This window comes from Actinoplanes sp. URMC 104 (assembly GCF_051386375.1).
Taxonomy (GTDB): domain Bacteria; phylum Actinomycetota; class Actinomycetes; order Mycobacteriales; family Micromonosporaceae; genus Actinoplanes.
This window is the reverse complement of record NZ_JBPQTO010000011.1, coordinates 2,278,874-2,303,990: the sequence shown is the minus strand read 5'-3', so window position 1 is coordinate 2,303,990 and position 25,117 is coordinate 2,278,874. Positions and strand designations below refer to the sequence as shown.

Sequence of the window (25,117 nt, the reverse complement as noted above, 5' to 3'; positions counted from 1 at the left end):
CCGCGCTTGGAGGAGCGAACCTGTGAACACGGCGGAGCTGCGGCCGGCCGGCGAGTTGACCGCCGAGGACCTGGGCAGCGTGCACCTCATCGGCATCGGCGGGGTCGGCATGGCCGGGCTGGCGCGGCTGCTGCTCACCCGGGGCGTCCCGGTGTCGGGCAGCGAGCTGCGCGAGTGGCCCGCGCTGGCCGGGCTGCGCGCGCTGGGCGGCACGGTGCACATGTCGCACGTCGCCGAGAACCTCGACGGCGTCGACACGGTCGTCTACTCCACCGCCATCCCGTACGACCACCTCGAGCTCGCCGAGGCGCGCCGGCGCGGGCTGCGCGTCCTGCACCGCTCCGAGGCGCTGGCCGCGGCGATGACCAACCGCCAGACGATCGCGGTGGCGGGCACCCACGGCAAGACGACCACGACCTCGATCATGACGGTGATCCTGCAGCACGCCGGGCAGGACCCGTCGTTCGTGATCGGCGGCGAGATCAGCGAGGCCGGCTCGAACGGCCACCACGGCACCGGGCCGCACTTCGTGGCCGAGGCCGACGAGAGCGACAAGTCGTTCCTGATCTACCGGCCGCACGTCGCGATCGTCACGAACATCGAGGGCGACCACCTCAACAACTGGGGCGACCTCGACGGGCTCAAGGCGGGCTTCCTCCAGTTCGCCGAGCTGGCGGCCCCCGACGGCTTCGTGGTCACCTGCGCCGACGACCCCGGCACCCAGGAGCTGATCGCCGCGCTGCGCGCCAAGGGCAGGACCGTCTACACGTACGGCGAATCGCCCGGCGCCGACCTGCGGATCGGCGACGTCGTGTCGGCCGTCAGCGGCGTGCGCTACACCGCCGAGCTCGACGGCAAGCCGCTCGGCGAGATCAAGCTGGCGCTGCCGGGCAAGCACATGGGCCTCAACAGCGCGGCGGCGGTGCTGACCGCGCTGCGGCTCGGGCTGCCGCTCGACAAGATCGTCGAGGCGCTGGCGGCGTTCCCCGGGGTGCGGCGGCGCTTCGAGCGCAAGGGCATCGCGGCCGGCGTGCGGGTCTACGACGAGTACGCGTACCACCCGACCTCGGTCAAGGCGGCGCTGCGCACGCTGCGCGAGGTGGCCGGCGACGGGCGCCTGCTGGTGGTGTTCCAGCCGTACCGGGTCTACCGCACCCGCGACCTGCAGGCCGAGCTCGCCGACGGGCTGGGCATCGCCGACCAGGTCATCTGCATGGAGGTCTTCGGGCCCGGCGAGGTGCGCCGGCCCGGCGAGGGCGGGGTGGCGCTGACCGCCGCGATCGACCTGCCCGCCGAGCAGAAGGTCTTCGTGCCCGACTGGGAGGACGTGCCGGCCGAGGTCGTGCGCCGCAGCCGGCCGGGCGACGTCGTGGTGACCATGGGCGCGCCGCCGATCTCGCTGATGGGCGACGAGCTGCTCGCCGCGCTGGACGAAGCCGACCGGACGGCGTAGGGGCGCGGCGTGAGCGGGGGGCGCAACTGGAGGCTGGTGCGGGCCGACACCGACGCGGTGCCGTCGTCCGCGCGCCGCTTCATGGCCCGCGCCCGCCAGCGCCGGATGCGGGCCGCGCTGCCCTGGGCGGTCGCGGCCGGGGTGCTGCTGGTCGCCGGGGCGGTGGCCTGGCTGGTGTACGGCACGTCGGTGCTCGGCGTGCGCGAGGTCCGGGTGGTCGGCGTGCAGCTGCTCACCCCGCTGCAGGTCGAGGACGCCGCCGCGGTGCCCGCCGAGGAGCCGCTCGCGCGCGTCGACCTCGACGCGGTCCGGTCCCGGGTCCGCGGGCTGCCGGCGGTGGAGCGGGTGGTGGCGCGCCGCAGCTGGCCGTCCACGCTGGTCGTGGAGGTCGTGGAGCGTACGCCGGTGGCCGCCGTGCCGCAGAACGGGGAGTTCGCGGTGATCGACCGTTCCGGGGTGGCGTACCGGGCGGTGAAGGAGCAGCCCCAGGGCCTGCCGCTGGTGCGCGTCGCCTCGCCGGGGGAGTCCGACGTGAACACGAAGTCGGCGCTGACCGTGCTGGCCGCGCTCAGCGACGAGCTGCGCGAGCAGGTGCTGGCGGTGGCGGTGCCGGCGCCCGCGCAGATCCGGCTGGAGCTGCGCAAGGACCGTACGGTCGTGTGGGGCGACGACACCCAGAGCGACACGAAGAGCCAGGTCGCGACCGCTTTGCTCAAGCAGGCGGGCCGGGAGATCGACGTCAGTGCGCCCACGGTCGTGACGATTCGCTAGGATCGGTCGCTAAGCGGACATCCAGGCGCAAACGGCGCATTCGGGCCGACGTTACGGGTCTCGTGGATGTTCGCCACGTAAGCGGGCGCCGACACGCCGCGCGGGGTCTTTGGCTGACGTCGGAACTCCGCTTACGTTGCCACCAGAGGCTCCAGTGGTTGACATAACCCTAAGCCTCTAGTAGAGGGTGAGGGTTTCCTCGCCCTCCCTTGTACGGCAGCGGATGTCGAGTTGCGGTTCTGGCCGGATCGCAAGGGGCCCACGACGTCCGCCAACCCCGGAAGGGAAGGCTGAGCCCATGACACCTCCCCACAACTACCTGGCGGTCATCAAGGTCGTCGGGATCGGCGGCGGCGGTGTGAACGCCGTGAACCGCATGATCGAGGTCGGGCTCAAGGGCGTCGAGTTCATCGCGATCAACACCGACGCCCAGGCGCTGCTGATGAGCGATGCCGACGTGAAGCTCGACGTCGGCCGCGAGCTGACCCGGGGCCTCGGCGCCGGCGCGCAGCCCGAGGTCGGCAAGAACGCCGCCGAGGACCACCGCGACGAGATCGAGGAGGTGCTCAAGGGCGCCGACATGGTCTTCGTGACGTGCGGCGAGGGCGGCGGCACCGGCACCGGCGGCGCGCCCGTGGTCGCGAACATCGCCCGCAAGCTCGGCGCGCTCACCATCGGCGTGGTCACCCGGCCGTTCTCCTTCGAGGGCAAGCGCCGCCAGGTGCAGGCCGAGTCGGGCATCGACGAGCTGCGCAACCAGTGCGACACGCTCATCGTCATCCCGAACGACCGGCTGCTCGCGCTGGGCGACCGCGGAATAAGCATGATGGACGCGTTCCGCCAGGCCGACCAGGTGCTGCTCTCCGGCGTGCAGGGCATCACCGACCTGATCACCACGCCCGGTCTGATCAACCTGGACTTCGCCGACGTCAAGAGCGTCATGAGCGGCGCCGGCAGCGCGCTCATGGGCATCGGCAGCGCCCGCGGCGACAACCGCGCGGTCGAGGCCGCCGAGAAGGCGATCTCGAGCCCGCTGCTCGAGCAGAGCATGGACGGCGCGCGCGGCGTGCTGCTCTCGATCGCCGGCGGCTCCGACCTCGGCCTGTTCGAGATCAACGACGCGGCGCAGCTGGTCACCGACGCGGCCCACCCGGACGCGAACATCATCTTCGGCGCGGTCATCGACGACGCGCTCGGCGACGAGGTGCGGGTGACCGTGATCGCGGCGGGCTTCGACGGGGGCGCGCCCTCGTACAAGCCGTCCGAGCCGTCCCGCAAGGTGGTGCACCAGCCGACGGAGCGTACGGCCGTGGCGCCCGCGGCGGCCGCTCCCGCGGTGGCCGCTCCGCCTCCGGCGCCCGCGCAGACCACTCCGCCTCCGCGGCGGGTGCTGTTCGACGACGTCGACGTGCCGGACTTCCTCAAGAACGGCTCGTGAGCTCCGAGGGGCGGCGGGCCGAGCTGGCCGCCTCGCTCACGATGGTGTCCGACCGGATCGCCCGCGCGTGCGCGGCGGCCGGCCGGCCCGCGGACGAGGTCACGCTCGTCGCGGTGACCAAGACGTACCCGGCGAGCGACGTGGTGCTGCTCGCCGGGCTCGGCGTCACCGACGTCGGCGAGAACCGCGACCAGGAGGCGGCGCCCAAGGCCGAGCAGGCCCGCGCCGCGGGGGCGGCGCCGCGCTGGCACTTCATCGGGCAGCTGCAGCGCAACAAGGCGCGCTCGGTGGTGCGCTACGCCGACGTGGTGGAGTCGGTCGACTCGGTGCGGCTGGCCGAGGCGCTCGACCGCGCGGCCGCGGACCGCGCGGAACCGCTGGAGGTGCTGGTCCAGGTGAGCATCGACGGCGACCCGTCGCGCGGCGGCGCGGCCGGGGACGATCTCTGGCGGGTATCCGACTCGGTGGCGGCCGCCGGCCACCTGCGGCTGGGCGGCGTCATGGCGGTGGCGCCGATGGACTGGGCTCCCGATCGCGCGTTCGAGCAGCTCCGCGAGCTGTCGCAACGCCTGGTCGCGACGCACCCGGGCGCCACGACGATCTCGGCCGGCATGAGCGGCGACCTCGAGGCGGCCGTCCGGCACGGCGCGACACACGTCCGGATCGGCACTTCTTTGCTCGGAATGCGAAACCCGCTGCGGTAGCCTTGCGGCGGGCAGCAAACTACATGGGTGTTGTTTACGCGGCAACCGTACGCGGGAATGTTTCATGATCATCCGCGCCGGGACCCGGGTCGACGACGCGGCACGCCACGGAACGAGGATCCCCATCGGACCCCGGGCCGTGCAGAGGGGGAATGCGGTACGCCGAGGGGGTGCGTTCCGCGCAGCGGACGAAGGTGGGGGCACATGGCTGGTCGGGGCAATGCTCGGTGGCGTGACGAGGTGAAGGCATGAGCGCGCTGCGCAAGGCGGGCGTCTGGCTGGGCCTCGTCGAAGAGGACGACGACCGCGGATACAACGATTACGACGACAACTCCTACCGTCCGCGCAACCGGTACTCGGGTAGCCGGTACGCCGACGACGAGTTCGCCGACGACGAGGACGTCGAGGAGGAGCGCCCTGTGCCGCGGGCGCGCGCCGAGCGCAGCCGCGTGTCGGACCGGCTGTCCTCGCACGCCGACGTCGACGACCACGATCGGGTGGAACGCGCCGACCGCGGCGAGCGCGCCAGCGTGCGGTCGATCACCCGGCCGACCACGGGTGGTGACGGCTCCTCCGCGCTGAGCTACTCCACGCGGGAGAACCTGGCGCTGGCGCCGCAGCCGGTGCACCCGCCGGAGGCCCGGCCGCGGCCGGCCGAGGAGGACCAGCGCTACCAGATCACCACGCTGCACCCGACCACCTACCGCGAGGCGCGCACGATCGGGGAGCACTTCCGCGACGGTGTTCCGGTGATCATCAATCTCACCGAGATGGATGAAGGGGACGCCCGTCGCCTGGTCGACTTCGCCGCCGGGCTGGCCTTCGGGCTTCGCGGTACGATCGAGCGCGTGACCAACCGGGTTTTCCTGCTCTCACCGGCAAATGTCCAGGTCACCGCGGAGGACAAGGCCAAGATCGCTGAGGGCGGGTTCTTCGGTCAGGCCTGAGGCGCATCGCTGACACGAGCGCGCCACCCAGATGGGGGATCCGCACGAGTGCTCTCGATCGTGTTCCAGATACTGTATTTAGTCGTCTACATCTTCTTCCTCGTCCTGCTTGCCAGGTTCGTGCTGGGTGCGGTACTCCAATACGGGCGTCGGTGGCAACCCAGTCGTGGGGCGTCGGCGGCACTCGAAACGGTGTGGAGCGTCACTGATCCACCTCTCAAGGCGTTGAGGCGTGTGATCCCTCCGCTGCGCATTGGTAACGTGAGTTTGGACCTGGCTTCCATCGTGCTGCTGGTTATCCTGTTCGTGCTCATGAGGTTCGTGCTTCAAAAATTGATCCTGAACTTCAGCTAAACAGCAGCCCCAACCGCGGCCGCGACTGACCCGAGGAGTTTCGATGCCGCTGACCCCGGCCGACGTGCACAACGTCGCCTTCAAGAAACCCCCTATCGGCAAGCGGGGGTACGACGAGGAGGAGGTCGACGCCTTCCTGGACGAGGTCGAGCGTGAGCTCGCCCGTCTCATCGAGGAGAACAACGAGCTGCGCGCCCAGGTGGAGCGCGGCGGTCGGGGTGGCGCACCAGCCGGCCCGAGCGCCGACCCGCGGCTGGCGGCGGAGCTCAACGAGGTCAAGGCGCAGCTCGACCGCGTGCAGCGTGACAAGGCCCAGGCCGAGCAGGCCGCGCGCCAGATGCAGGCCGAGCTCGAGCAGGTTCGTGCCCAGGGACCGGTCGGTGGCGGCGCCGCTGGGTCCGGTGCCGACGGCGAGCAGCAGGCCCTGCGGGTGCTCATGATGGCCCAGCGCACCGCCGACGACCACGTCGCCGACGCGCGCCGCGAGGCCGACAAGCTGCTCTCCGACGCCCGCTCCAAGGCGGAGGAGGTCACCCGCGAGGCGCGGGCCAAGGCCGACGCCCTCGAGCGCGACGCCCGCCAGCGCCACCAGGAAGCCATGGGCGGCCTCGACGCGAAGCGCTCCGCGCTGCAGAAGCACATCGAGGAGCTCAAGCAGTTCGAGCGGGAGTACCGCACCCGCCTGAAGGCCTACCTGGAGAGCCAGCTGCGCGACCTCGACGGCCGGGGCCAGGGCCTCGAGGCCGAGATGTCGCGTGCCGACTCCGGCCGGGCCGTCGGCGGCAGCGGCGGTCTCGCCGCGGCCGGTCTCGCCGGCTCGTACGGCGGTGGCCGCAACGCCATCGAGTCCGGCCGCTGACCTCCTGTTTCCCGCACTTCCCCCTCCCGGCGCCCCGACGAGGATGAGCCATGACCGTTGTTAGCCTGCTGCTCATCCTCGTCGCGGTGACGCTGCTCGTCCTCGGCCTCACCGGCGGCTCGAGTGGCCTGCTCATCGGCTCCATCGTGGCCAGCCTCCTGGCCGCGGTCCTCCTGGTCGTCGGCGCGCGTCAAGCCGCCGCCGCCCGCCGCGGTGTGTCCGCCCGCGAGCCGGAGGACCCCTTCCCGGCCGGGCCCTTCGCCTCCGAGCCGCTCGTCCCGGCCCCGGACGACGACGCCGTCTTCGTGGCCGAGCCGGAGTTCGCCGCCGCGGCCGAGGAGGCCCGCCGCCACCCGGGCGACGACAGCCGCGACACGGTGATGTTCGACCCCGCCGCCGACCGGCGCGACACCGTCCAGTTCGACCCCGACGACCTGGCTGCGGCCTGGCCGTCGGCCGGCCCGGACTTCTCCGCCGTCCCCGCCGAGCCGCTGGCCGACCAGGCCGGGGCCGCGCCTCGGGGCGATTTGTCCGCAGATGATCCCGGTGTCGACGATGCGGACTACGACCGCGCCTCGGCCGCCATCAATTCGGCCCGCAGCGCCTCCGATCCTTTCCCCGAGCCGGACGCGGACATCGACGACGGTGCCGGGGCGGGCGCCTTCGCCGAACCCGACGCCGACGACCCGGACGACGAGCCGCTGCCCCAGGCGGTGCAGCCCGCCGACGCCGTCCGGATCGCCCGGCTCGACGCCGAGGTGCTGGTCGTCGACGGCCGTCCGCGCTACCACCTGGCCGACTGCCCCAGCCTGGCCGGCCGCGCCACCGAGCCGATCCCGGTCAACGAGGCCGTGGAGCTCGGGTTCAGCCCGTGCGGGCTGTGCCGCCCGGTCGACCGCCTGGTCGGCGCCGCCGCCCGTCGCTGACCCGGCCCTCCGCGCTCGGGTCGTCCCCGTCGGCGGGCGTGTCACCGGTGGCTCCGGCTTTCCCGGGGCTGCCCGGGTCGCTGCCGGCTCGGCTTCCCGGGGGCTGCCCGTGCCGGGCCGGGGTCGGCACAATGAGGCATGGTCCAGCGCCGCGAGCCCTCGCCTGCCCTGAGCGTGCCCGTGCGAGTGCGGCCCGGCGCCGGGCGCGACCGGGTGGGCGGGCGCTACGACGGCCCGCACGGCCCCGCCCTGATCGTCGCGGTGGGCGCACCCGCCTTGGACGGCAGGGCCACCGAGGCCGTGCGCCGGGCGCTCGCCGACGCGCTCGAGGTGCGGCGGGCCGATGTGGAGCTGCGCCTGGGCGCCACGAGCCGGGACAAGGTCTTCACCGTCGCCGCGGCCGGTGACGAGGTCGCCGGGCGGCTGGTGGCGCTGCGGGACGGTACGGCCGCGCGGTGACCGGCGGGCTGGACTACGCGCTGCTGATCGGCTCCGCGGTCCTGCTGGTGGCGGTCGCCGCCGTCCGCTTCTCGACCCGGCTGGGGCTGCCCAGCCTGCTGGTCTACCTGGCGATCGGCATGGTGATCGGGGAGGCCGGCCTCGGCATCCGCTTCGACGACGCGGAGCTGACCCGTGCGCTCGGCTTCTGCGCGCTCATCATGATCATCGCGGAGGGCGGGCTCACCGCCCGGTGGAGCACGCTGCGCCCGGTCCTGGGCCTGGCCGCGTCGCTGTCCACGATCGGCGTGGCGGTGAGCATCGCGGTCGTCGGCGTCGCCGTCCACGTGGTCCTCGACCTGCCCTGGCAGCTCGCCCTGCTCTACGGCGCGGTGCTGTCCTCCACCGACGCGGCCGCAGTCTTCGCGACACTGCGCCGCCTGCGGCTGCCGTCGCGCCTGGTGGCCACGCTGGAGGCCGAGTCCGGCATGAACGACGCCCCGGTCGTGCTGCTGGTCGTGCTGCTCAGCGCGGACCTGTCCGAGATGCACCCGTGGTGGCACGAGCTGCTGCTGCTCACCTACGAGCTCGCCGCGGGCGCCGCGATCGGCTTCGCCGTGGGCGCCGTCGGACGCTGGCTGCTGCGCAACGCCGCGCTGCCGTCGGCCGGGCTCTACCCGATCGCCGCGGTCGGCCTCACCGTCCTGGCGTACGCGGCCGGGGCCGTCGCCCACGCCTCGGGCTTCCTCGCCGTCTACGTCGCCGGGGTGGTGCTCGGCAACGGGCGCATCCCGCACCGGCGGGCCATCCTCGGGTTCGCCGACGGGCTCGCGTGGGTCGCCCAGATCGGCCTGTTCGTGCTGCTGGGCCTGCTCAGCTCGCCGGGCCGCCTGGACGAGGCGCTCGGCCCCGCGCTGGTGACCGGCGTGGCGCTGGTGCTGCTGGCCCGCCCGCTGTCGGTGGTCGTCGCCGCCGTGCTGGCCCGGCCCGTACGCGGCCCCTCGCTCTCGTGGGCGCGTCCCCGCTCCGCCCTGCACCGCGTCGGCTGGCGCGGCAGCGCGTTCCTGTCGTGGGCGGGGCTGCGCGGCGCCGTGCCGATCGTGCTGGCGACGATCCCGCTCTCGGCCGGGACGCCCGGCGCCGAGGGGCTGTTCGACGCCGTCTTCGTGCTGGTCATCATCTTCACGCTGGTGCAGGCCGGCACGCTCGGCCCGGCCGCCCGCCTGCTGGGCGTCACCGCCCCCGGCGAGGCCGCCGAGGTGCACGTCGAGACGGCGCCGCTCGAGCGCATGAACGCCGACCTGCTCCAGGTGGACGTGGCCGAGGGCTCGCGGCTGGCCGGCGTCCACATCGACGAGCTGCGCCTGCCGGAGGGGGCCTCGGTGACCCTGGTGGTCCGCGACGGCGCCGGCTTCGTCCCCGCCCCCGACACCCGCCTGCGCACCGGCGACGCCCTGCTGATCGTCGCCACGGCCGCCGTGCGTGACGTGGCCGAGCGCCGCCTGCGGGCGGTGAGCCGCCGGGGCCGCCTGGCCCGCTGGTTCGGCGAGGACGGCCGGGAGGACCCCGCCGGCCCCTGAGGCGCCGCGTCGGGAATCCGACGCAGGTCTCGCCGGAGATTTACGTGCATTGAACGGCAAGATCCGGTACGCGCTGTTGTCGGTGCGGTATACGTTCCGTATCCTTGCCACCCGTCGGAGTGCGCGGCTCCAGGTTCGGCCGCGCCGTCTGTGCAGGTGGAGGAAGATCTACGGCGACGACCGCCGGGATGGCGCCTGCGGCCCGTCAGCGGGCGCGCCGGCGGGCCCGCGAGCCGGGCCGGGTGAGGAAATCAGGAACGGCACGGCCGGGAGTCACCGGCAGGACAGGAAGAGCCGGCGGGCGCCAGGGGGACGCCACCGGATCTCGGACACGCTGACCGCCGCGCGGTGCGGCTGAGGGAGCGACGATGGCCAAGGCAACCGGCACCAGGTCGGCCACGACCGGCAAGACGGCGACGAAGGCGGCGACGACGGCCGGCGACCAGGACGCCGGCAAGCGGACCCGCAGCGCGGCCGAGACTGAGAAGATCCGGGTCGCCCTGGTGGAGCGGCGCGACGAGCTGCAGGCCGAGTACGACCAGTCGCTCACCGAGATCACCGAGCTGCAGCGGGGCCGCCTCGACGACTCGGCCGGCGACGACCAGGCCGACACGGGCACCAAGACGTTCGAGCGTGAGCAGGAGATCACTCTGGCGAACAATCTGCTGGAGCGCATCACACAGGTGGAACGCGCCATCGACCGGCTCGGCGAGGGCAACTACGGTTGGTGCGAGCGGTGCGGCAACGCGATCCCCGTCGAGCGACTGGCGGCGTTCCCCTCCGCGACCCTCTGTGTGTCCTGCAAGCAGCTGGAGGAACGACGCTGAACGCTGACGAGCCGGCGGGCGCGACCACGGTGGACCAGCCGCAACAGGGGCCCGCGCCCCGGGCCGGCGGCCGCGCCGTGGCGGTGCTCGGCGTGACCGCCGTGATCGCCGTGGCCCTCGACCAGTGGGTCAAGTGGCTCTCCACGGAGAACCTGGACGAGGGCAACCCGGTGCGCATCCTCGGGGGCCTGATCTACCTCTCGCTGCTCCGCAACAGCGGCGCGGCCTTCAGCTTCGGCAGCGACCACACCTGGGTCTTCCCGGTGATCACCATGGTCGTGATCGGCTGGATCGCCTGGATGGCGACGAGGCTGCGCTCGCTGCCGTGGGCGCTCGCGCTCGGCCTGGTGCTGGGCGGCGCCCTGGGCAACCTGATCGACCGGCTGTTCCGCGCCCCCGGCCCCTTCCACGGGCACGTGGTCGACATGATCAGCCTCTTCGGCCCGTACGCGGAGCACTTCGCCGTCTTCAACATCGCGGACAGCTGCCTGAGCGTCGGCGTGGTGCTCGCGGTGCTGCTCGAGCTCACCGGCCGGCAGCGCGACGGCAGCCGGGTCTCCGCACGCAAACCGAAGGAAAGCAACAAGTGAGCTCCCAGCGTTCCCTGCCGGTGCCCGACGGCCTCGACGGGATGCGCCTCGACCAGGCCGTCTCCCGCCTGTTCGGGCTGTCCCGCACGGCCGCCGCGACGCTGGTCGAGTCCGGCGACGCGCTGGTCGACGGCGTCCCGCGGCCCAAGTCCGACAAGGTCACCGCCGGCGCCTGGCTCGAGGTCACGCTGCCCTCGCCGGCCGCCGCCGCGCCCGCGCCGGTGGCGGAGCCGGTGCACGGCCTCGGGATCATCTACAGCGACGACGACATCGTGGTGGTCGACAAGCCGGTCGGCGTGGCGGCGCACCCCAGCCCGGGCTGGACCGGCCCGACGGTGGTGGGCGGGCTGGCCGCGATGGGCCAGAACGTGGCGACCAGCGGCGCCGCCGAGCGGCAGGGCGTGGTGCACCGGCTCGACGTCGGCACCACGGGCATCATGGTCGTGGCCAAGAGCGAGATGGCGTACAGCGTCCTCAAGCGCGCCTTCAAGGAGCGCGAGGTCGACAAGCGCTACCACGCCGTGGTGCAGGGCCACCTCGACCCCCTGCGCGGCACCATCGACGCGCCGATCGACCGGCACCCGACCGCGGACTACAAGTTCGCCGTGATGTCCGCGGGCAAGCCCAGCGTCACCCACTACGACACCGTCGAGGCGTTCCGCGCGGCCAGCCTGGTCGACGTGAAGCTCGAGACCGGCCGCACCCACCAGATCCGGGTGCACTTCTCGGCGCTGCGGCACCCGTGCGTCGGCGACCTGCAGTACGGCGCCGACCCCACCCTGGCGGCGCGGCTGCGGCTCGGCCGCCAGTGGCTGCACGCCCGCGAGCTGTCGTTCCTGCACCCGCGCACCCACGACGAGGTGCGCTTCGTCAGCGACTACCCCGACGACCTGAAGCACGCGCTGAGCGTGCTGCAGGACGCGAGCTGACGCGAGGCGTCGCCGGTGGGGCCCGCGGGACGAGCACGGGGGCACGCGCTGCGTGGCGCCCCCGCGGTGCGGATGGTGGCCGCGGTGGCGGCCGTCTCCGCCGGCGCCCTGCTGGTGGGCGCCCTCTGGATCAGCCGGCCCGGCCCCGTGCCCGCCGAGGACCCGGGCGAGGTCGTCCGGGTGGGCGTCGTGCAGGGCCAGCAGGTGCCCGGCTACCTCGACGCGGCGCGCACCGAGCTCGCCGCGCTGACCGACCCGTCGGCGCCCGCGGCCGGGGACACCTGGGCGCTGGTCAGCCTCGAGGGCTACGTGGCGGCCGGGGTGCTGCCCGACCTGCTCGCCGGCACCGCGGTGGCCCAGGTGTACGCCCGGGTGCCGCTCGCCGCGGCGCACACGCCCGTGGTCCGCATCCCCGTCTACCACCTGCCCGCCGACGTGCTGACCGGCATGCTCGACACCGCCCTGGCGCGCGACCGCGAGCAGGCCGAGTACGAGCAGCTCGCCCGCCGCCTCACCGGGCAGGACCGCGGTCAGCAGCGCGCGCGGCAGGCGTACGCCACGGCGGCCCGCACGGCGGCGGAGGAGGCCTCGGCGTACCGCTCGGGCTGTTCCTGCGTCTTCGCGGCCGTGGTGCGGGCGGCGCCGTCGGCGTTGCGCGAGGTCGCCGGCCGCCCGGGCGTGCGGGCGGTGGACGCGGCGCCGGAGGTGCGGCGACTCGACCGTACGGAGTTCCGCCCGCCCCTGCCCGAGCAGAACGGCACGGTTCCCGCCGAGCCGGCGCGCTCGCCGGTCGTGCCGAGCAGCGCCGCGGGCATTGCCCCGGGCCCGCCCGCGCCGATAGTGTCGTCGCCCGGGCCGCCTGTGACATCTTTCTCACCCGGTGCCGCGGCGCCCGCGAGCCCACTCTCCGACCCGGCACCACCGGCCCGCTCTGCCGTACTCTCGGCGGCGAACACGACCCCTGCTCACGATGCGACCGCCCGGCCGGCAGCACCTCCTGGGCCGCCGGGGCGTTAGTTCCTGCGGCCGGGGGCGCCGAGCTCCCGGCGAAACGGGCAGTGGCCCGATCGGGGTTCGCTCCGTAGCCTGTCAGGGGCGAGGAGCCCGAGGGCAGGCACCGAACGAGGATCAGCGCAGGGAGGACGAGCCGTGGACGGGACCGAGACCGGCTGGGGCCGGCCTGCGGAACCAGCCCCGCGATGGCGGGCGCTGCTCGACCGCGCCCGGCACGGTTCCCGGCCGGCCGACGAGCAGCCCGAGCCCGAGCGGGACGATCCGGCCGGGCAGCCCCAGCCGTACGGGCAGCCGCTGCCCACCCGCCGGCCGGTGAACCCGCTGGAGGCCCGCGGGCAGTACGGCGCCCGCTACGAGCAGCGGCCGCCCGAGCCGGCCCCGCAGCAGCAGCCCGAGCCGCGCCCGATGCCGCAGCGGCCGGTCAACCCGCTCGATCCGCGCTGGCAGGGCCGCCGTCCTTCGCCCACCCCCGCGCCCGCTCCCGTCGAGGAGCCGCACAGCTTCTTCAGCCCCTCGGCGCGCCCGCCCGCGCCGCCGCAGCCGGGCCGCGACTATCCGCAGGTGCGCGCCTCGGCCGCGGCGCCCGTGACGCAGCCGGCCCCGGTGATGCAGCCGCCGCCGAGGGTGCAGCCGATCGCCCAGCCGATCCAGCCGGTCATGCAGCCGGCCGCCCAGCCGGTGCCGTCGGCGCCGCAGCCGACCTCGCCGGCCGCCGCGCGCATCGAGTGGCGGCAGGGCCGCACCGACGACGAGGTCGACCGCGCCGTCTCGGTGATGCGCCGCAAGCTCGGCAAGCCCCGCGTGCTGGCGTTCGCCAACCCCAAGGGCGGCGTGCACAAGACGACGGCGACCGTGCTGGCCGCCGCCACCATCGGCAGCGTCCGCGGCCGCGGCGTGCTCGCCTGGGACGACAACGAGCTGCGCGGCACGCTGGGCCTGCGGGCCGGCAGCGCCCGCCACGCCCGCACGATCAAGCACCTGCTGGCCGACCTGATGCAGATCGAGAACCTGCACGGCGACGGCCTGCTGCACGAGCTCGACGGCTATCTGCGGCACGCCTCCGACGGGTCCTACGACGTGCTCGCCGGCGAGGAGAACCCGCGTTTCGCCGCGCGGCTCGACCAGGCCACCGTGCGCCGGGTGATGGACCTGCTGCGCCGCACCCACGACGTCATCTGCGTCGACACCGGCAACAACGTCGAGAGCGTCAACTGGCAGACCGTCATGCGCCAGGCCGACCAGCTCGTGATCACGACGGTGCCCCGCGAGGACGCCGCGTTCACCGCCGACTGGATGCTCGACGTGCTCGACGACAGCGGCATGGGCGACCTGGTGTCCAACGCGGTCACGCTGATCTCGTGCCCGTCGCCGGGGCCGCTGCCGCTGCTCGACGACTTCGCCAAGCACTTCGCCACGCGCACCCGTGCGGTCGCCGTCGTGCCCTACGACCAGGCCCTCGAGGTGGGCTCCTCGATCGAGTACGGGGACCTCCAGCAGGAGACGCGCACGGCGTGGCTCAAGGCCGCGAGTGTGATGATCGAGCCATTCGCGGAGTAGGTCCGCGTGGGCCCTCCCGGATTGTCGGTGCGGCCCGCTAGAGTCGCTCGGGTCCAACAACTTAAGGGGGCCCGGGGTGTCTGACTCGTTCGTGCATCTCCACGTGCACACCGAGTATTCGATGCTCGACGGGGCCGCCCGGGTCAAAGAGCTGCTGGCCGAGGCGTCCCGGCTGGGCATGCCCGCCGCGGCGATCACCGACCACGGCAACATGCACGGGGCCTACGACTTCTACACCCAGGCCAAGTCGGCCGGCATCACGCCGGTGATCGGTGTCGAGGCGTACGTGGCGCCCGAGTCGCGCCTCACCAAGAGCCGCATCAAGTGGGGCCGCCCCGAGCAGAAGGGCGACGACGTCTCGGGCAACGGCGCCTACACCCACATGACCATGTGGGCCCGCAACGCCGTCGGCCTCAAGAACCTGTTCCGCCTCAACTCGCGCGCCTCGATGGAGGGCCAGCTCGGCAAGTACCCGCGGATGGACTTCGACATCATCGCGGAGCACGCCGAGGGCATCATGGGCACGACCGGCTGCCCGTCCGGCGCGGTGCAGACCCGCTTGCGGCTCGGCCAGTTCGACGAGGCCCTGAAGTCCGCCGCGATGTACCAGGAGGCGCTCGGGAAGGACAACTACTTCCTCGAGATCATGGACCACGGGCTGTCGATCGAGAAACGGGTCCGCGACGGCCTGCTCGAGATCGGGCAGAAGCTCGGCATCAAGCCGCTGGTCACCAACGACTCGCACTACACCTACGAGGCCCAGGCCGAGGCCCACGACGTGCTGCTGTGCGTGCAGACCGGCAGCAACGTGGCCGACCCCAACCGGTTCCGCTTCGACGGCAACGGCTACTTCGTCAAGTCCGCCGACCAGATGCGCGCGGTCGACTCGTCGGAGGCCTGGCAGGAGGGCTGCCGCACGACGCTGCTGGTGGCCGAGCGGGTCGACACCGAGGGCATGTTCACCTTCAAGAACCTGATGCCCCGGTTCCCGATCCCCGAGGGCTACACCGAGGAGGAGTACTTCCGCCACGTCGCGTTCGAGGGGCTGCGCAACCGCTTTCCCGACGGCATCCCCGAGACGCACCTCAAGCAGGCGGAGTACGAGCTGGGCGTCATCATCCAGATGGGCTTTCCGGCGTACTTCCTCGTGGTCGCCGACTTCATCCAGTGGTCCAAGCGCAACGGCATCGCGGTCGGTCCGGGCCGTGGCTCGGCCGCGGGCTCCCTGGTGGCGTACGCGATGGGCATCACCGACCTCGACCCGCTGCCGCACGGCCTGATCTTCGAGCGGTTCCTCAACCCCGAGCGCATCTCGATGCCCGACGTCGACATCGACTTCGACGAGCGCCGGCGCGGCGAGGTCATCAAGTACGTGACCGAGCGCTGGGGCGAGGACAAGGTCGCCCAGATCGCCACGTTCGGCACGATCAAGGCCAAGGCCGCGATCAAGGACGCGGCCCGCGTGCTGGGCTACCCGTTCGCGGTCGGCGACCGCATCACCAAGGCGCTGCCGCCCGACGTCATGGGCAAGGGCATCCCGCTGTCGGGCATCTTCGACAAGGAGCACAAGCGCTACAGCGAGGCCGGCGAGGTCCGCTCGCTCTACGAGCAGGACCCCGACGTCAAAAAGGTGATCGACACCGCCCGGGGCATCGAGGGCCTCATCCGCCAGACCGGTGTCCACGCCGCCGGCGTGATCATGTCGGCCGAGCCGATCATCGACCACATCCCGCTGATGCGCCGGCCCACCGACGGCGTGATCATCACGCAGTTCGACTACCCGACGTGCGAGACGCTCGGCCTGCTCAAGATGGACTTCCTGGGCCTGCGCAACCTGACGATCCTCGACGACGCGGTCAAGAACATCAAGCTCAACCACGACCTCGACCTCGACCTGCTGGCGCTGCCGCTGGACGACAAGGCGGCGTACGAGCTGCTCGCGCGCGGCGACACGCTCGGCGTGTTCCAGCTCGACGGCGGCCCGATGCGCTCGCTGCTGCGGCTCATGAAGCCCGACAACTTCGAGGACATCTCCGCCGTCCTGGCGCTCTACCGCCCCGGCCCCATGGGCGTCGAGTCGCACACCAACTACGCCCTGCGCAAGAACAAGCTGCAGGAGATCACGCCGATCCACCCGGAGCTCGAGGAACCGCTGCGCGAGATCCTCGAACCGACGTACGGCCTGATCGTCTATCAGGAGCAGGTGCAGCGCGCCGCGCAGATCCTTGCCGGCTACAGCCTCGGCCAGGCCGACCTGCTGCGCCGCGCGATGGGCAAGAAGAAGAAGGAGATCCTCGACAAGGAGTTCGGGCCGTTCCAGCAGGGCTGCATGGAGCACGGCTACTCCAAGGAGGCCATCCAGGCGGTGTGGGACGTGCTGGTCCCGTTCGCCGGCTACGCGTTCAACAAGGCGCACTCCGCCGCGTACGGCCTGGTGTCGTACTGGACCGCCTACCTCAAGGCGCACTACCCGGCCGAATACATGGCCGGTCTGCTGACCAGCGTCGGCGACGACAAGGACAAGATGGCGATGTACCTGGCCGAGTGCCGGCGCATGGGCATCCAGGTCCTGCCGCCCGACGTCAACGAGTCCGCCGGCCCGTTCACCCCGGTCGGCAAGGACATCCGCTTCGGCCTCGCCGCGGTGCGCAACGTCGGCAACAACGTGGTCGAGGCGATCGCCCGCTGCCGCACCGAGAAGGGCGCCTATCAGGACTTCTACGACTTCCTGTCCAAGGTCGACGCGGTCGCCTGCAACAAGAAGACGATGGAATCGCTGATCAAGGCCGGCGCGTTCGACTCGATGGGCCACAGCCGCAAGGGCCTGCTCGCGGTGCACGCCGAGGCCATCGACGCGTACGCCGACGTCAAGCGCAACGAGGCGGCCGGGCAGTTCGACCTGTTCGGGGCGTTCGGCGACACCGAGGGCGGCAGCGCGGCCACGGTCGCCATGCCCCCGATCGGCGACTCGGAGTGGGACAAGCGCGACAAGCTGGCGTTCGAGCGGGAGATGCTCGGCCTCTACGTCAGCGACCACCCGCTCGCCGGCCTGGAGCAGCTGCTGCAGAACGCGGCCGACACGACGATCGCCGCGCTCAACGAGGAGGGCACGGTCGGCGACGGCCAGGTCGTCACGCTCGCCGGCATCCTCACCGGCGTGCAGCGTCGCATCACCAAGCAGGGCCGCGCCTGGGCGTCGGCCACCCTCGAAGACCTCGCCGGCGGCGTCGAGGCGCTGTTCTTCCCCAACACCTACGAGGTGATCGGGCAGTACATCGCCGAGGACGCGATCGTCGTGGTCAAGGGCCGCGTCGACCGCCGCGACGACACCCCGCGCATCATGGCGATGGACATGTCGCTGCCCGACATCAGCCACAACCCGGACAGCAAGCCGGTCACGCTGACCATGCCGATCACCCGGTGCACGCCGCCGCTGGTCTCCGAGCTCAAGGAGATCCTCACCAGCCACCCCGGCGACTCCGAGGTGCACGTTCACCTGCAGAACGGCAGCCGGACGACGGTGCTGCGGCTGGGCGCCGTGCGGGTCGCGCCCACCCCGGCGTTGCGGGCCGACCTCAAGATGATCCTCGGCCCGTCGGCCGTGGCCTGAGCAATACCTGGCAGGATCGTAGGGTGAACGCTAGTCAGGAACCGGCGCCGCCGCCCCAGCCTGCGCCCGGGGCGGGCAGCCCGCCTGCTCCCGATTCGGGCGGCCCGGCTGCTCCGGGGGCGGGCGGCGGCTTCGGGCTGGCGCACCTCACCGGCCCGGCGGCCCACGCCTGGGCCGAGCCCGCGCCGGCCCGCCGTCCGTGGAAGCGCACGCTCACCGTCGCGGTGACCTGCGCCCTGGTGATCGTCGTGCTCGGCGTTCCGCTCGGCCTGCTGTGGCGCTGGCTGGCCCCCACCGTGCCGGTGATCGACGCCGGGCAGGCCGGCATCGTGGTCAACGACCCGTCCCCCGAGGAGTACGTCGCCGCCGACGGCTGGTTCACGCTGCTCGGCCTGGCCTTCGGTTTGCTCGTCTCGATCGGCGCGTGGCTGATGCTGCGCCGCGACCGGGGCCCCTTCCTGCTGCTCAGCATCGTGCTGGGCACCCTGGGCGCCGGCTGGCTGGTGGCGCCGTGGGTGGGCGAGCTGATCGGCCGTTCCGACTACCAGCAGTGGGCCGAGTCCGCCCAGCAGGGCGCCACCTACGCCGCGCCGCCCGAGGTCCACGCCCTAGGCCCCACCCTGGTCCCCGCCTTCGCCGCCGCGATCGCCCTGACGCTGATGGCCGGCTGGTCCAACGACCCCGACCTCGACCACCCGGGCGCCCGCCCCGGCTACGGTCCCAACAGCGAGTATGACCCGCCCCCGATCGAAGAGCACCCGCCCGCGAGCCGGCCTGTTCTCTGAGCCTTCCCTTACGCGCCCCACCGCCCGCGCCCACCCGTCCTCGCGCCGCCCGCGCCCGGCCCTCGCCCGCGCCGCCCCGACTTGCCTGTCCTTCATTCGCGCCGCGCTCCGCCTCGCCTGCGCCGCGTTTTGCCTCACTCTCGCTTCGTTCGTGCCTCGCCCCCGCCGGGCTCTCGCCTGCGCCTGCGCCTCGCCCGTGCCGCACCCCGACTTGTCTGTCCTTCATTCGCGCCCCGCCTCGCCTGCGCCGCGTTTTGCCTCACTCTCGCTTCCGTTCGTGCCTCGCCCTCGCCCGGATCTCGCCTGGCTCCCGCGCGCGCCTGCGCCTCGCTACGCCTCGCCCGCGCTGCGCCCCGACTTGCCTGTCCCTCATTCGCCGCGCCGCGCCCCGCCTCGTCTGCGCCGACGCCGCGTCTTGCCTCACTCTTGCTTCCGCTCGTGCCTCACCCTCGTCCGGCTCTCGCGCGCGCCTGCGCCGCGTCGCGCCTCACCCTCGCTTCCGCTCGTGCCTCGCCCTCGCCCGGTTCTCGCCTGCGCCTCGCTACGCCTCGCCTGCGCCGCGCCCCGACTTGCCTGTCCTCATTCGCGCCGCGCCTCGTCTGCGCCGCGTCTTGCCTCACTCTCGCTTCCGCTCGTGCGTCGCCCTCGCCCGGCTCTCGCCCGCGCCTGCGCCTCGCTACGCCTCGCCCGCGCCCCGACTTGCCTGTCCTCATTCGCGCCGCGCCGCGCCTCGCCTGCGCCGCGTCTTGCCTCACTCTCGCTTCCGCTCGTGCGTCGCCCTCGCCCGGTTCTCGCCTGCGCCTCGCTACGCCTCGCCCGCGCCGGGGCCCGACTTGCCTGTCCTCATTCGCGCCGCGCCGCGCCTCGCCTGCGCCGCGTCTTGCCTCACCCTCGTTTCCGTTCGTGCATCGCCCTCGCCGCCTCGCCGCCTCGCCCTCGCCTGGTCTCACCTGCGCCCCGCCCTCGCCTGCGCCGAGCGTCGCCCTTGCCCTCGCGCGCCGTGCCCTCACCGCTCCCGGCGCCTTGTCTTCGGCGGGGCTTTGTCGTGGTGCGGCGGCGATCCTCGTTGCGCGCCGTGCCCAGTCCTGGGCGTTCAGCGTCGTGGCCGGGCTGACTGCGGCCCCTTGCGCTGGTTGTTGGCTTGCGCGGGTCGCCAGGCGGCCGGTGTCGTGGTCCGGCTGACTGCCGCCGGTCGCCTGGAGCGGGTTGCCGGCGGTCGTCCGGGTCGTTGTCGCCCGTCGCCCGTCGCCCGTCGCCCGTCGCCCGTCGCCCGTCGCCCGTCGCCCAGGGGCGGGCCAGGGACGAGGCGAACGCGCGTTGTCCCGGAAGCTGGGTCGGGACCAGGAACCAGGCCGGAAAGGGCTGGTGGAGACCTGCCGGAGGAGCTCGGCTCGGAGACGCCCGCCGGGGGCGCGTCAGTTGGGGCTGGCGGGGCGGGCCAGGTCGCTGAGCGGGACCGGGACGGCGCGGACCTTGGCGAGCAGGCCGGCCTCGCGGTTGAGCAGCTTGAGCTCGGTCCGCAACCGCGAAGCGGTGTCGGGGGCGGCCAGCAGCAGCTGGCGCTCGTCGGTGGTGAGCTGGGCGGTCGCGGCGATCAGGTGGGACAGCACAGTGGCGTCGCCGGGGACGGCGTCGAGCACCTCGGAGTCGGGGCGCAGCAGCTCGAGGTACGCGCGGAAGGCCGCCAGGGCCCGGGGTGCGAGCAGCTCGGCCGTCTCGTCGGGGGACTCGTCGGGCAGCCACTCGACGTCGGCGGTCAGGTAGGGCTCGTCGCCTTGGCGGACGTCGGTGACCGTGAACCGGCGCCGGCCCACGGTCATGATGTCGTAGCGGCCGTCGGGCAGCTCGGTGACCTGGCGCAGCTCGGCTGTGCAACCGGTGGGGTAGAGGTCGGCGGCGCGGAGGGGGGCGTCCTCGGCGGCGGGGCCGTCGCCGCTGTCGGAGGGGGCCTCGGTGCCGCGGCGCAGCGTCACCACGCCGAACTCGTGCGGGCCCTCCTCGGGGCTGGTCACCAGCTCGCGGACGAGCGTGCGGTAGCGCTCCTCGAAGATGTGCAGGGGCAGCACGAGGCCGGGGAACAGCACCGTACCCAGCGGGAACACCGGCAGCCGCTTGCTCACTGCTTCAGCCTATCCGTCGCCCCACCATGGTCAACCCGTGGTGGCCGCGAGCGGGTGATCACCATCTCACGACTCGGGCCGGGCGGCGGCGGGCGCGGTTCTGTCGGAGGCGCCGCCTAAACTTGGCGACGTGCTGAATCGGATCGACCTGCGCGGCTCCTCCAGGGACCCGCGAGGCCTGCTGCCCCGTGCCCAGCTCGACGTCTCCGTGGCCGTCGAGCGGATCCGCCCGGTCGTCGAGGCAGTCCATCAGCACGGCTTCCCGGCGATCAGGGAGGCGACCGAGCGATTCGACGGCGTCGTGCTCGAGCGGCTGCGGGTGCCCGCGGCCGCGATCGCTGCTGCCGCCGAGACGCTCGAGCCCGACGTGCGCGCGGCGCTCGAGGTGGCGATCGAGCGGGCCCGCAAGGTGCACGCCGACCAGCGCCGCACCGACGTCACCACCCAGGTGGTCGACGGCGGCACGGTCACCGAGCGCTGGATCCCCGTACGCCGTGTCGGCCTCTACGTCCCCGGCGGTCTCGCCGTCTATCCGTCCACCGTGGTCATGAACGTGGTGCCTGCCCAGGCGGCCGGCGTCGAGGCGCTGGTCGTGGCGAGCCCGCCGCAGAAGGAGAACGGCGGCCTGCCCGACGCCCGTGTGCTGGCGGCGTGCGCGCTGCTCGGCGTCGACGAGGTCTACGCGGTCGGCGGCGCCCAGGCGATCGCGATGCTGGGCTACGGCTCCGACGGCGCCGACGAGTCCGACCGCTGCGAGCCGGTCGACGTGATCACCGGCCCGGGCAACATCTGGGTGACCGCGGCCAAGCGCATGCTGCGGGGCGCGGTCGGCATCGACGCCGAGGCGGGCCCGACCGAGATCGCGATCCTGGCCGACGACACCGCCGACCCGCGGCACGTCGCGGCCGACCTGATCAGCCAGGCCGAGCACGACCCGCTGGCCGCGAGCGTGCTGGTCACCGACTCCGAGGCGCTGGTCGAGGCGGTCGAGGCCGAGCTGGCGCGCCAGGTGCCGGCCACCAAGCACGCCGCCCGGGTGCAGACCGCGCTGGCCGGCGAGCAGTCCGGCGTGGTGCTGGTCGGCGACCTCGAGCAGGGGCTGCGGGTCGTGGACGCCTACGCGGCGGAGCACCTCGAGATCCAGACCCGTGACGCGCGGGAGTGGGCGATGCGGGTGCGCAACGCCGGCGCGATCTTCGTGGGCGCCTGGTCGCCGGTGTCGCTGGGCGACTACGCGGCCGGCTCCAACCACGTGCTGCCCACCGGCGGCTGCGCGCGGCACTCGTCGGGGCTGTCGGTGCAGTCGTTCCTGCGCGGCGTCCACGTCATCGAGTACGACGAGGCCGCGCTGCGCGACGTGTCGCGGCACGTGGTCGCGCTCGCCAACGCGGAAGATCTGCCGGCGCATGGCCAGGCCGTCGAGGCGAGGTTCCGATGACGACCATCGACGACCTGCCCATCCGCGACGACCTGAGGGGCAAGACGCCGTACGGCGCTCCGCAGCTCGACGTGGCGGTGCGGCTCAACACGAACGAGAACTCCTACCCGCTGCCCGACGCCGTGGTCGACGCGATCGCCAAGGCCGTGCAGGCGGAGCTGCGCGACCTCAACCGCTACCCCGACCGGGACGCCACCGCGCTGCGCGCCGACCTCGCCGACTACCTCGGCCACGGGCTGACCGGCGCGCACACCTGGGCGGCGAACGGCTCCAACGAGGTCCAGCAGCAGCTGTTGCAGGCGTTCGCCGGGCCGGGCCGCACGGCGCTGGGCTTCGGCCCGTCGTACTCGATGCACCCGCTGCTGGCCCAGGGCACCGGCACCCGCTGGATCGGCGCGCTGCGCGACCCGGACTTCGGCCTGACCCCGGCCGCGGCGCTCGCCCAGCTGGAGGAGCACGACCCCGACCTGGTGTTCCTGTGCTCGCCGAACAACCCGACCGGCACCGCGCTCGACCCCGAGGTGGTCACCGCCGTCCTCGAGGCCGCCCGCGGCGTGGTGGTGGTCGACGAGGCGTACGCGGAGTTCGCCCGTCCCGGCACGCCCAGTGCGCTCGCCCTGTTGCCGGGCCACCCGCGCCTGGTGGTGAGCCGCACGATGAGCAAGGCGTTCGGCTTCGCCGGCGGCCGCCTGGGCTACCTGGCCGCCGACCCGGCCGTGGTCGACGCGGTGCAGCTCGTGCGGCTGCCCTACCACCTGTCCGCGCTGACCCAGGCCGCCGCCCGCGCCGCGCTGGCACAGCGTGACGCCCTGCTCGCCACCGTCGAGGTGATCAAGCAGCAGCGTGACCGCATCGTCGCCACGCTGCGCGAGCGTGGCATGAGGGTGGCCGACAGCGATGCCAACTTCGTGCTGTTCGAGGTCGGCGGCGATCAGAGGGTCGCCTGGCAGCGCCTGCTCGACCGCGGTGTGCTGATCCGCGACGTCGGCCTTCCCGGCTGGCTGCGCGTGACCGCCGGCACCCCCGCTGAGACCGACGCATTCCTGGAGGCCGTGAAGTGAGCCGCACCGCGCGCGTGGAGCGCGTCACCAACGAGACCAAGGTGCTCGTCGAGATCGACCTCGACGGCGCCGGCAAGGGCGACCTCAGCACGGGGGTCGGCTTCTACGACCACATGCTCAACCAGCTCGCCCGGCACGGCGGCTTCGACCTGACCGTGCGCACCGAGGGCGACCTCGAGATCGACGCCCACCACACGATGGAGGACACGGCCATCGCGCTCGGCGAGGCGTTCTCGCGCGCGCTGGGCGACAAGGCGGGCATCCGGCGGTACGGGTCGGCGACCATCCCGATGGACGAGGTGCTCGTGCGCGCCGCCGTCGACCTGTCGGGCCGGCCCTACATCGTGCACGACGAGCCGGAGCTCGCGCCGTACATCGGACCGGTCTACCCGACCAGCATGACGCGGCACATCTTCGAGTCGTTCGGCCACGCGGCGAAGCTGACGTTGCACGTGTCCGTGCTGCGCGCGGCACGTGACGGCGGCAAGCCCGACGCGCACCACGTCGTCGAGACGCAGTTCAAGGCGTTCTCCCGGGCGCTGCGCGAGGCCGTCGAGATCGACCCGCGCAACGCCGGCCAGCTGCCGTCCACCAAGGGCGTGCTCTGATGGCCATCGCGTTGTTCCTCCTCGCCGGGTTCCTGGTCGGCGGGGTGGTCCAGCTCGTCAAGTCGGGCGCCACCAAGTTCAGCATCGGGCTGGTCGGCGTCCTCGCCGCGCTGGCCACCGCCGGCGGCGTGCTGTGGTCGCTCCCGGGGGACAACTGATGAAGAACGTCGTCGTCCTGGACTACGGGTCGGGCAACCTGCGCTCGGCCGAGCGGGCCGTCGCGCGCACCGGCGTCACCGTCACGGTCACCAGCGACCTCGATGCCGCCGCCGAGGCGGACGGGCTGGTCGTGCCCGGCGTGGGGGCCTACGCGGCGTGCATGGCGGGCATCCACGAGGTCGGCGCGGGCCCCATGATCGCCGAGCGGGTGGCCGCGGGGCGACCCGTGATCGGCATCTGCGTGGGCATGCAGATCCTGTTCGACGCGGGCGTGGAGCACGGCGTCGAGACCGAGGGCCTGGGCCTGCTGCCCGGCGTGGTCGACAAGCTCGCCGCCGAGCGCATCCCGCACATGGGGTGGAACACGGTGGACGCGCCCGACGGCTCGCAGCTGCTGGCCGGGCTCGAGGGGGAACGGTTCTACTTCGTCCACTCGTACGCCGCGAACGACCTGCAGGCGCTGCACCAGGCCGGCGCCAAGGTGACCACCGCGAGCCACGACCGGCCGTTCGCGGCCGCGGTCGAGCTCGGCCCGCTCAGCGCCGCGCAGTTCCACCCCGAGAAATCCGGCGACGCCGGCTACGGGCTGCTGCGCAACTGGGTCGCCGGTCTGTAGGCCGTGTCCAAGGAACGTGCCCGGCGGCGTGCGGAACGCCTCGCCGTGCAGGAGAAACAGAAGGCCGCCCGGGCCCGCAAGGTCGCCCGGCGGCAGCGGCGCCGGGCCGTGCTGCGCCGGCTGACACCCAGGACGCGCAACGCGGGCCGGCTGCACCGCCGCAGCCGCAGCGAGCGGATCGGCATCGTGCTGCTGCCGTTGGCCGCCGCCGCGGCGGTGTGGCTGTTCGTGCCCGAGCTCGGGCTGCGCATTGTGCTCACCACCCTGCTCGTTCTCTCCGCGCCGGCTCTCGTCGTGGTGATCCTCGGCCGCAAGGCCGGCTGACAACCTGGA

24 protein-coding genes are annotated in these 25,117 nt (G+C 73.1%); 23 read left to right on the top strand and 1 reads right to left on the bottom strand.

Going from position 1 to position 25,117, the window contains the following annotated elements; genetic code table 11:
• The first annotated feature begins 22 nt into the window (after positions 1 to 22).
• From murC to ACSNN8_RS36360, 17 genes are all read left to right on the top strand, one after another.
• Positions 23 to 1,453 carry a UDP-N-acetylmuramate--L-alanine ligase gene (murC, locus tag ACSNN8_RS36440; protein ID WP_436654722.1) on the top strand — a complete coding sequence of 477 codons (1,431 nt, stop codon included), beginning with the start codon at positions 23 to 25 and terminating at the stop codon, positions 1,451 to 1,453.
• Between the two features lie 9 nt (positions 1,454 to 1,462).
• Positions 1,463 to 2,224 carry a cell division protein FtsQ/DivIB gene (locus ACSNN8_RS36435; RefSeq protein WP_436654721.1) on the top strand — a complete coding sequence of 254 codons (762 nt, stop codon included), beginning with the start codon at positions 1,463 to 1,465 and terminating at the stop codon, positions 2,222 to 2,224.
• 298 nt (positions 2,225 to 2,522) lie between these two features.
• Entirely contained in the window at positions 2,523 to 3,662 is a 1,140-nt protein-coding gene (gene ftsZ / locus ACSNN8_RS36430; RefSeq protein ID WP_436654720.1) for a cell division protein FtsZ, read from the top strand.
• A 41-nt stretch (positions 3,663 to 3,703) separates the two neighbouring features.
• Positions 3,704 to 4,366, top strand: a complete 663-nt coding sequence (locus ACSNN8_RS36425) for a YggS family pyridoxal phosphate-dependent enzyme (protein ID WP_436655551.1) — start codon at positions 3,704 to 3,706, stop codon at positions 4,364 to 4,366.
• Between the two features lie 248 nt (positions 4,367 to 4,614).
• Positions 4,615 to 5,313 carry a cell division protein SepF gene (locus ACSNN8_RS36420; protein WP_436654719.1) on the top strand — a complete coding sequence of 233 codons (699 nt, stop codon included), beginning with the start codon at positions 4,615 to 4,617 and terminating at the stop codon, positions 5,311 to 5,313.
• A gap of 48 nt (positions 5,314 to 5,361) precedes the next feature.
• On the top strand, positions 5,362 to 5,667 hold the full coding sequence (locus tag ACSNN8_RS36415; protein WP_436654718.1) for a YggT family protein: 306 nt from the start codon (positions 5,362 to 5,364) through the stop codon (positions 5,665 to 5,667).
• Between the two features lie 43 nt (positions 5,668 to 5,710).
• Positions 5,711 to 6,526 carry a DivIVA domain-containing protein gene (locus ACSNN8_RS36410; RefSeq protein ID WP_436654717.1) on the top strand — a complete coding sequence of 272 codons (816 nt, stop codon included), beginning with the start codon at positions 5,711 to 5,713 and terminating at the stop codon, positions 6,524 to 6,526.
• A 50-nt stretch (positions 6,527 to 6,576) separates the two neighbouring features.
• Positions 6,577 to 7,452 (top strand): hypothetical protein, encoded by an 876-nt coding sequence (locus ACSNN8_RS36405; protein ID WP_436655614.1) that lies wholly within the window; start codon positions 6,577 to 6,579, stop codon positions 7,450 to 7,452.
• A gap of 138 nt (positions 7,453 to 7,590) precedes the next feature.
• Complete coding sequence (locus ACSNN8_RS36400) at positions 7,591 to 7,911, top strand: DUF167 domain-containing protein (RefSeq protein WP_436654716.1); 321 nt, start codon at positions 7,591 to 7,593, stop codon at positions 7,909 to 7,911.
• A complete protein-coding gene (locus tag ACSNN8_RS36395) occupies positions 7,908 to 9,470 on the top strand; it encodes a potassium/proton antiporter (RefSeq protein ID WP_436654715.1) in 1,563 nt (520 codons plus the stop codon). The genes ACSNN8_RS36400 and ACSNN8_RS36395 overlap by 4 nt, the downstream gene beginning before the upstream one ends.
• Positions 9,471 to 9,838: 368 nt before the next feature.
• Positions 9,839 to 10,297 carry a TraR/DksA family transcriptional regulator gene (locus ACSNN8_RS36390; RefSeq protein WP_436654714.1) on the top strand — a complete coding sequence of 153 codons (459 nt, stop codon included), beginning with the start codon at positions 9,839 to 9,841 and terminating at the stop codon, positions 10,295 to 10,297.
• Entirely contained in the window at positions 10,270 to 10,887 is a 618-nt protein-coding gene (lspA, locus tag ACSNN8_RS36385; RefSeq protein ID WP_436655549.1) for a signal peptidase II, read from the top strand. The genes ACSNN8_RS36390 and lspA overlap by 28 nt, the downstream gene beginning before the upstream one ends.
• 41 nt (positions 10,888 to 10,928) lie before the next feature.
• Positions 10,929 to 11,816: an RluA family pseudouridine synthase gene (locus ACSNN8_RS36380; RefSeq protein ID WP_436655547.1), complete on the top strand. Its 888-nt coding sequence runs from the start codon at positions 10,929 to 10,931 to the stop codon at positions 11,814 to 11,816.
• Positions 11,817 to 11,900: 84 nt separating this feature from the next.
• Entirely contained in the window at positions 11,901 to 12,833 is a 933-nt protein-coding gene (locus tag ACSNN8_RS36375; RefSeq protein ID WP_436654713.1) for a hypothetical protein, read from the top strand.
• A 132-nt stretch (positions 12,834 to 12,965) separates the two neighbouring features.
• On the top strand, positions 12,966 to 14,387 hold the full coding sequence (locus tag ACSNN8_RS36370) for an AAA family ATPase (protein ID WP_436654712.1): 1,422 nt from the start codon (positions 12,966 to 12,968) through the stop codon (positions 14,385 to 14,387).
• A 76-nt stretch (positions 14,388 to 14,463) separates the two neighbouring features.
• Positions 14,464 to 17,997 (top strand): DNA polymerase III subunit alpha, encoded by a 3,534-nt coding sequence (dnaE, locus tag ACSNN8_RS36365; RefSeq protein WP_436654711.1) that lies wholly within the window; start codon positions 14,464 to 14,466, stop codon positions 17,995 to 17,997.
• A gap of 23 nt (positions 17,998 to 18,020) precedes the next feature.
• A complete protein-coding gene (locus tag ACSNN8_RS36360) occupies positions 18,021 to 18,782 on the top strand; it encodes a hypothetical protein (protein ID WP_436654710.1) in 762 nt (253 codons plus the stop codon).
• Positions 18,783 to 20,197: 1,415 nt separating this feature from the next.
• Here ACSNN8_RS36360 and ACSNN8_RS36355 read toward each other — a convergent pair.
• Complete coding sequence (locus tag ACSNN8_RS36355; protein WP_436654709.1) at positions 20,198 to 20,902, bottom strand: LON peptidase substrate-binding domain-containing protein; 705 nt, start codon at positions 20,900 to 20,902, stop codon at positions 20,198 to 20,200.
• A 130-nt stretch (positions 20,903 to 21,032) separates the two neighbouring features.
• On the opposite strand from ACSNN8_RS36355, the gene hisD reads away from it, so the two are divergent.
• The 6 genes from hisD to ACSNN8_RS36325 are packed head-to-tail and all read left to right on the top strand — an operon-like array spanning position 21,033 to position 25,108.
• Positions 21,033 to 22,340, top strand: a complete 1,308-nt coding sequence (gene hisD, locus ACSNN8_RS36350; RefSeq protein WP_436654708.1) for a histidinol dehydrogenase — start codon at positions 21,033 to 21,035, stop codon at positions 22,338 to 22,340.
• Positions 22,337 to 23,401 (top strand): histidinol-phosphate transaminase, encoded by a 1,065-nt coding sequence (locus ACSNN8_RS36345; RefSeq protein WP_436654707.1) that lies wholly within the window; start codon positions 22,337 to 22,339, stop codon positions 23,399 to 23,401. The genes hisD and ACSNN8_RS36345 overlap by 4 nt, the downstream gene beginning before the upstream one ends.
• Entirely contained in the window at positions 23,398 to 24,009 is a 612-nt protein-coding gene (hisB, locus tag ACSNN8_RS36340) for an imidazoleglycerol-phosphate dehydratase HisB (RefSeq protein ID WP_436654706.1), read from the top strand. Before ACSNN8_RS36345 ends, hisB begins: the two co-directional genes overlap by 4 nt.
• Positions 24,009 to 24,167 (top strand): hypothetical protein, encoded by a 159-nt coding sequence (locus ACSNN8_RS36335; protein WP_436654705.1) that lies wholly within the window; start codon positions 24,009 to 24,011, stop codon positions 24,165 to 24,167. The genes hisB and ACSNN8_RS36335 overlap by 1 nt, the downstream gene beginning before the upstream one ends.
• Positions 24,167 to 24,784, top strand: coding sequence for an imidazole glycerol phosphate synthase subunit HisH (hisH, locus tag ACSNN8_RS36330; RefSeq protein ID WP_436654704.1), 618 nt, complete (start codon positions 24,167 to 24,169; stop codon positions 24,782 to 24,784). Before ACSNN8_RS36335 ends, hisH begins: the two co-directional genes overlap by 1 nt.
• Positions 24,785 to 24,787: 3 nt before the next feature.
• Positions 24,788 to 25,108, top strand: coding sequence for a hypothetical protein (locus tag ACSNN8_RS36325; RefSeq protein ID WP_436654703.1), 321 nt, complete (start codon positions 24,788 to 24,790; stop codon positions 25,106 to 25,108).
• The last annotated feature ends 9 nt before the right edge of the window (positions 25,109 to 25,117 follow it).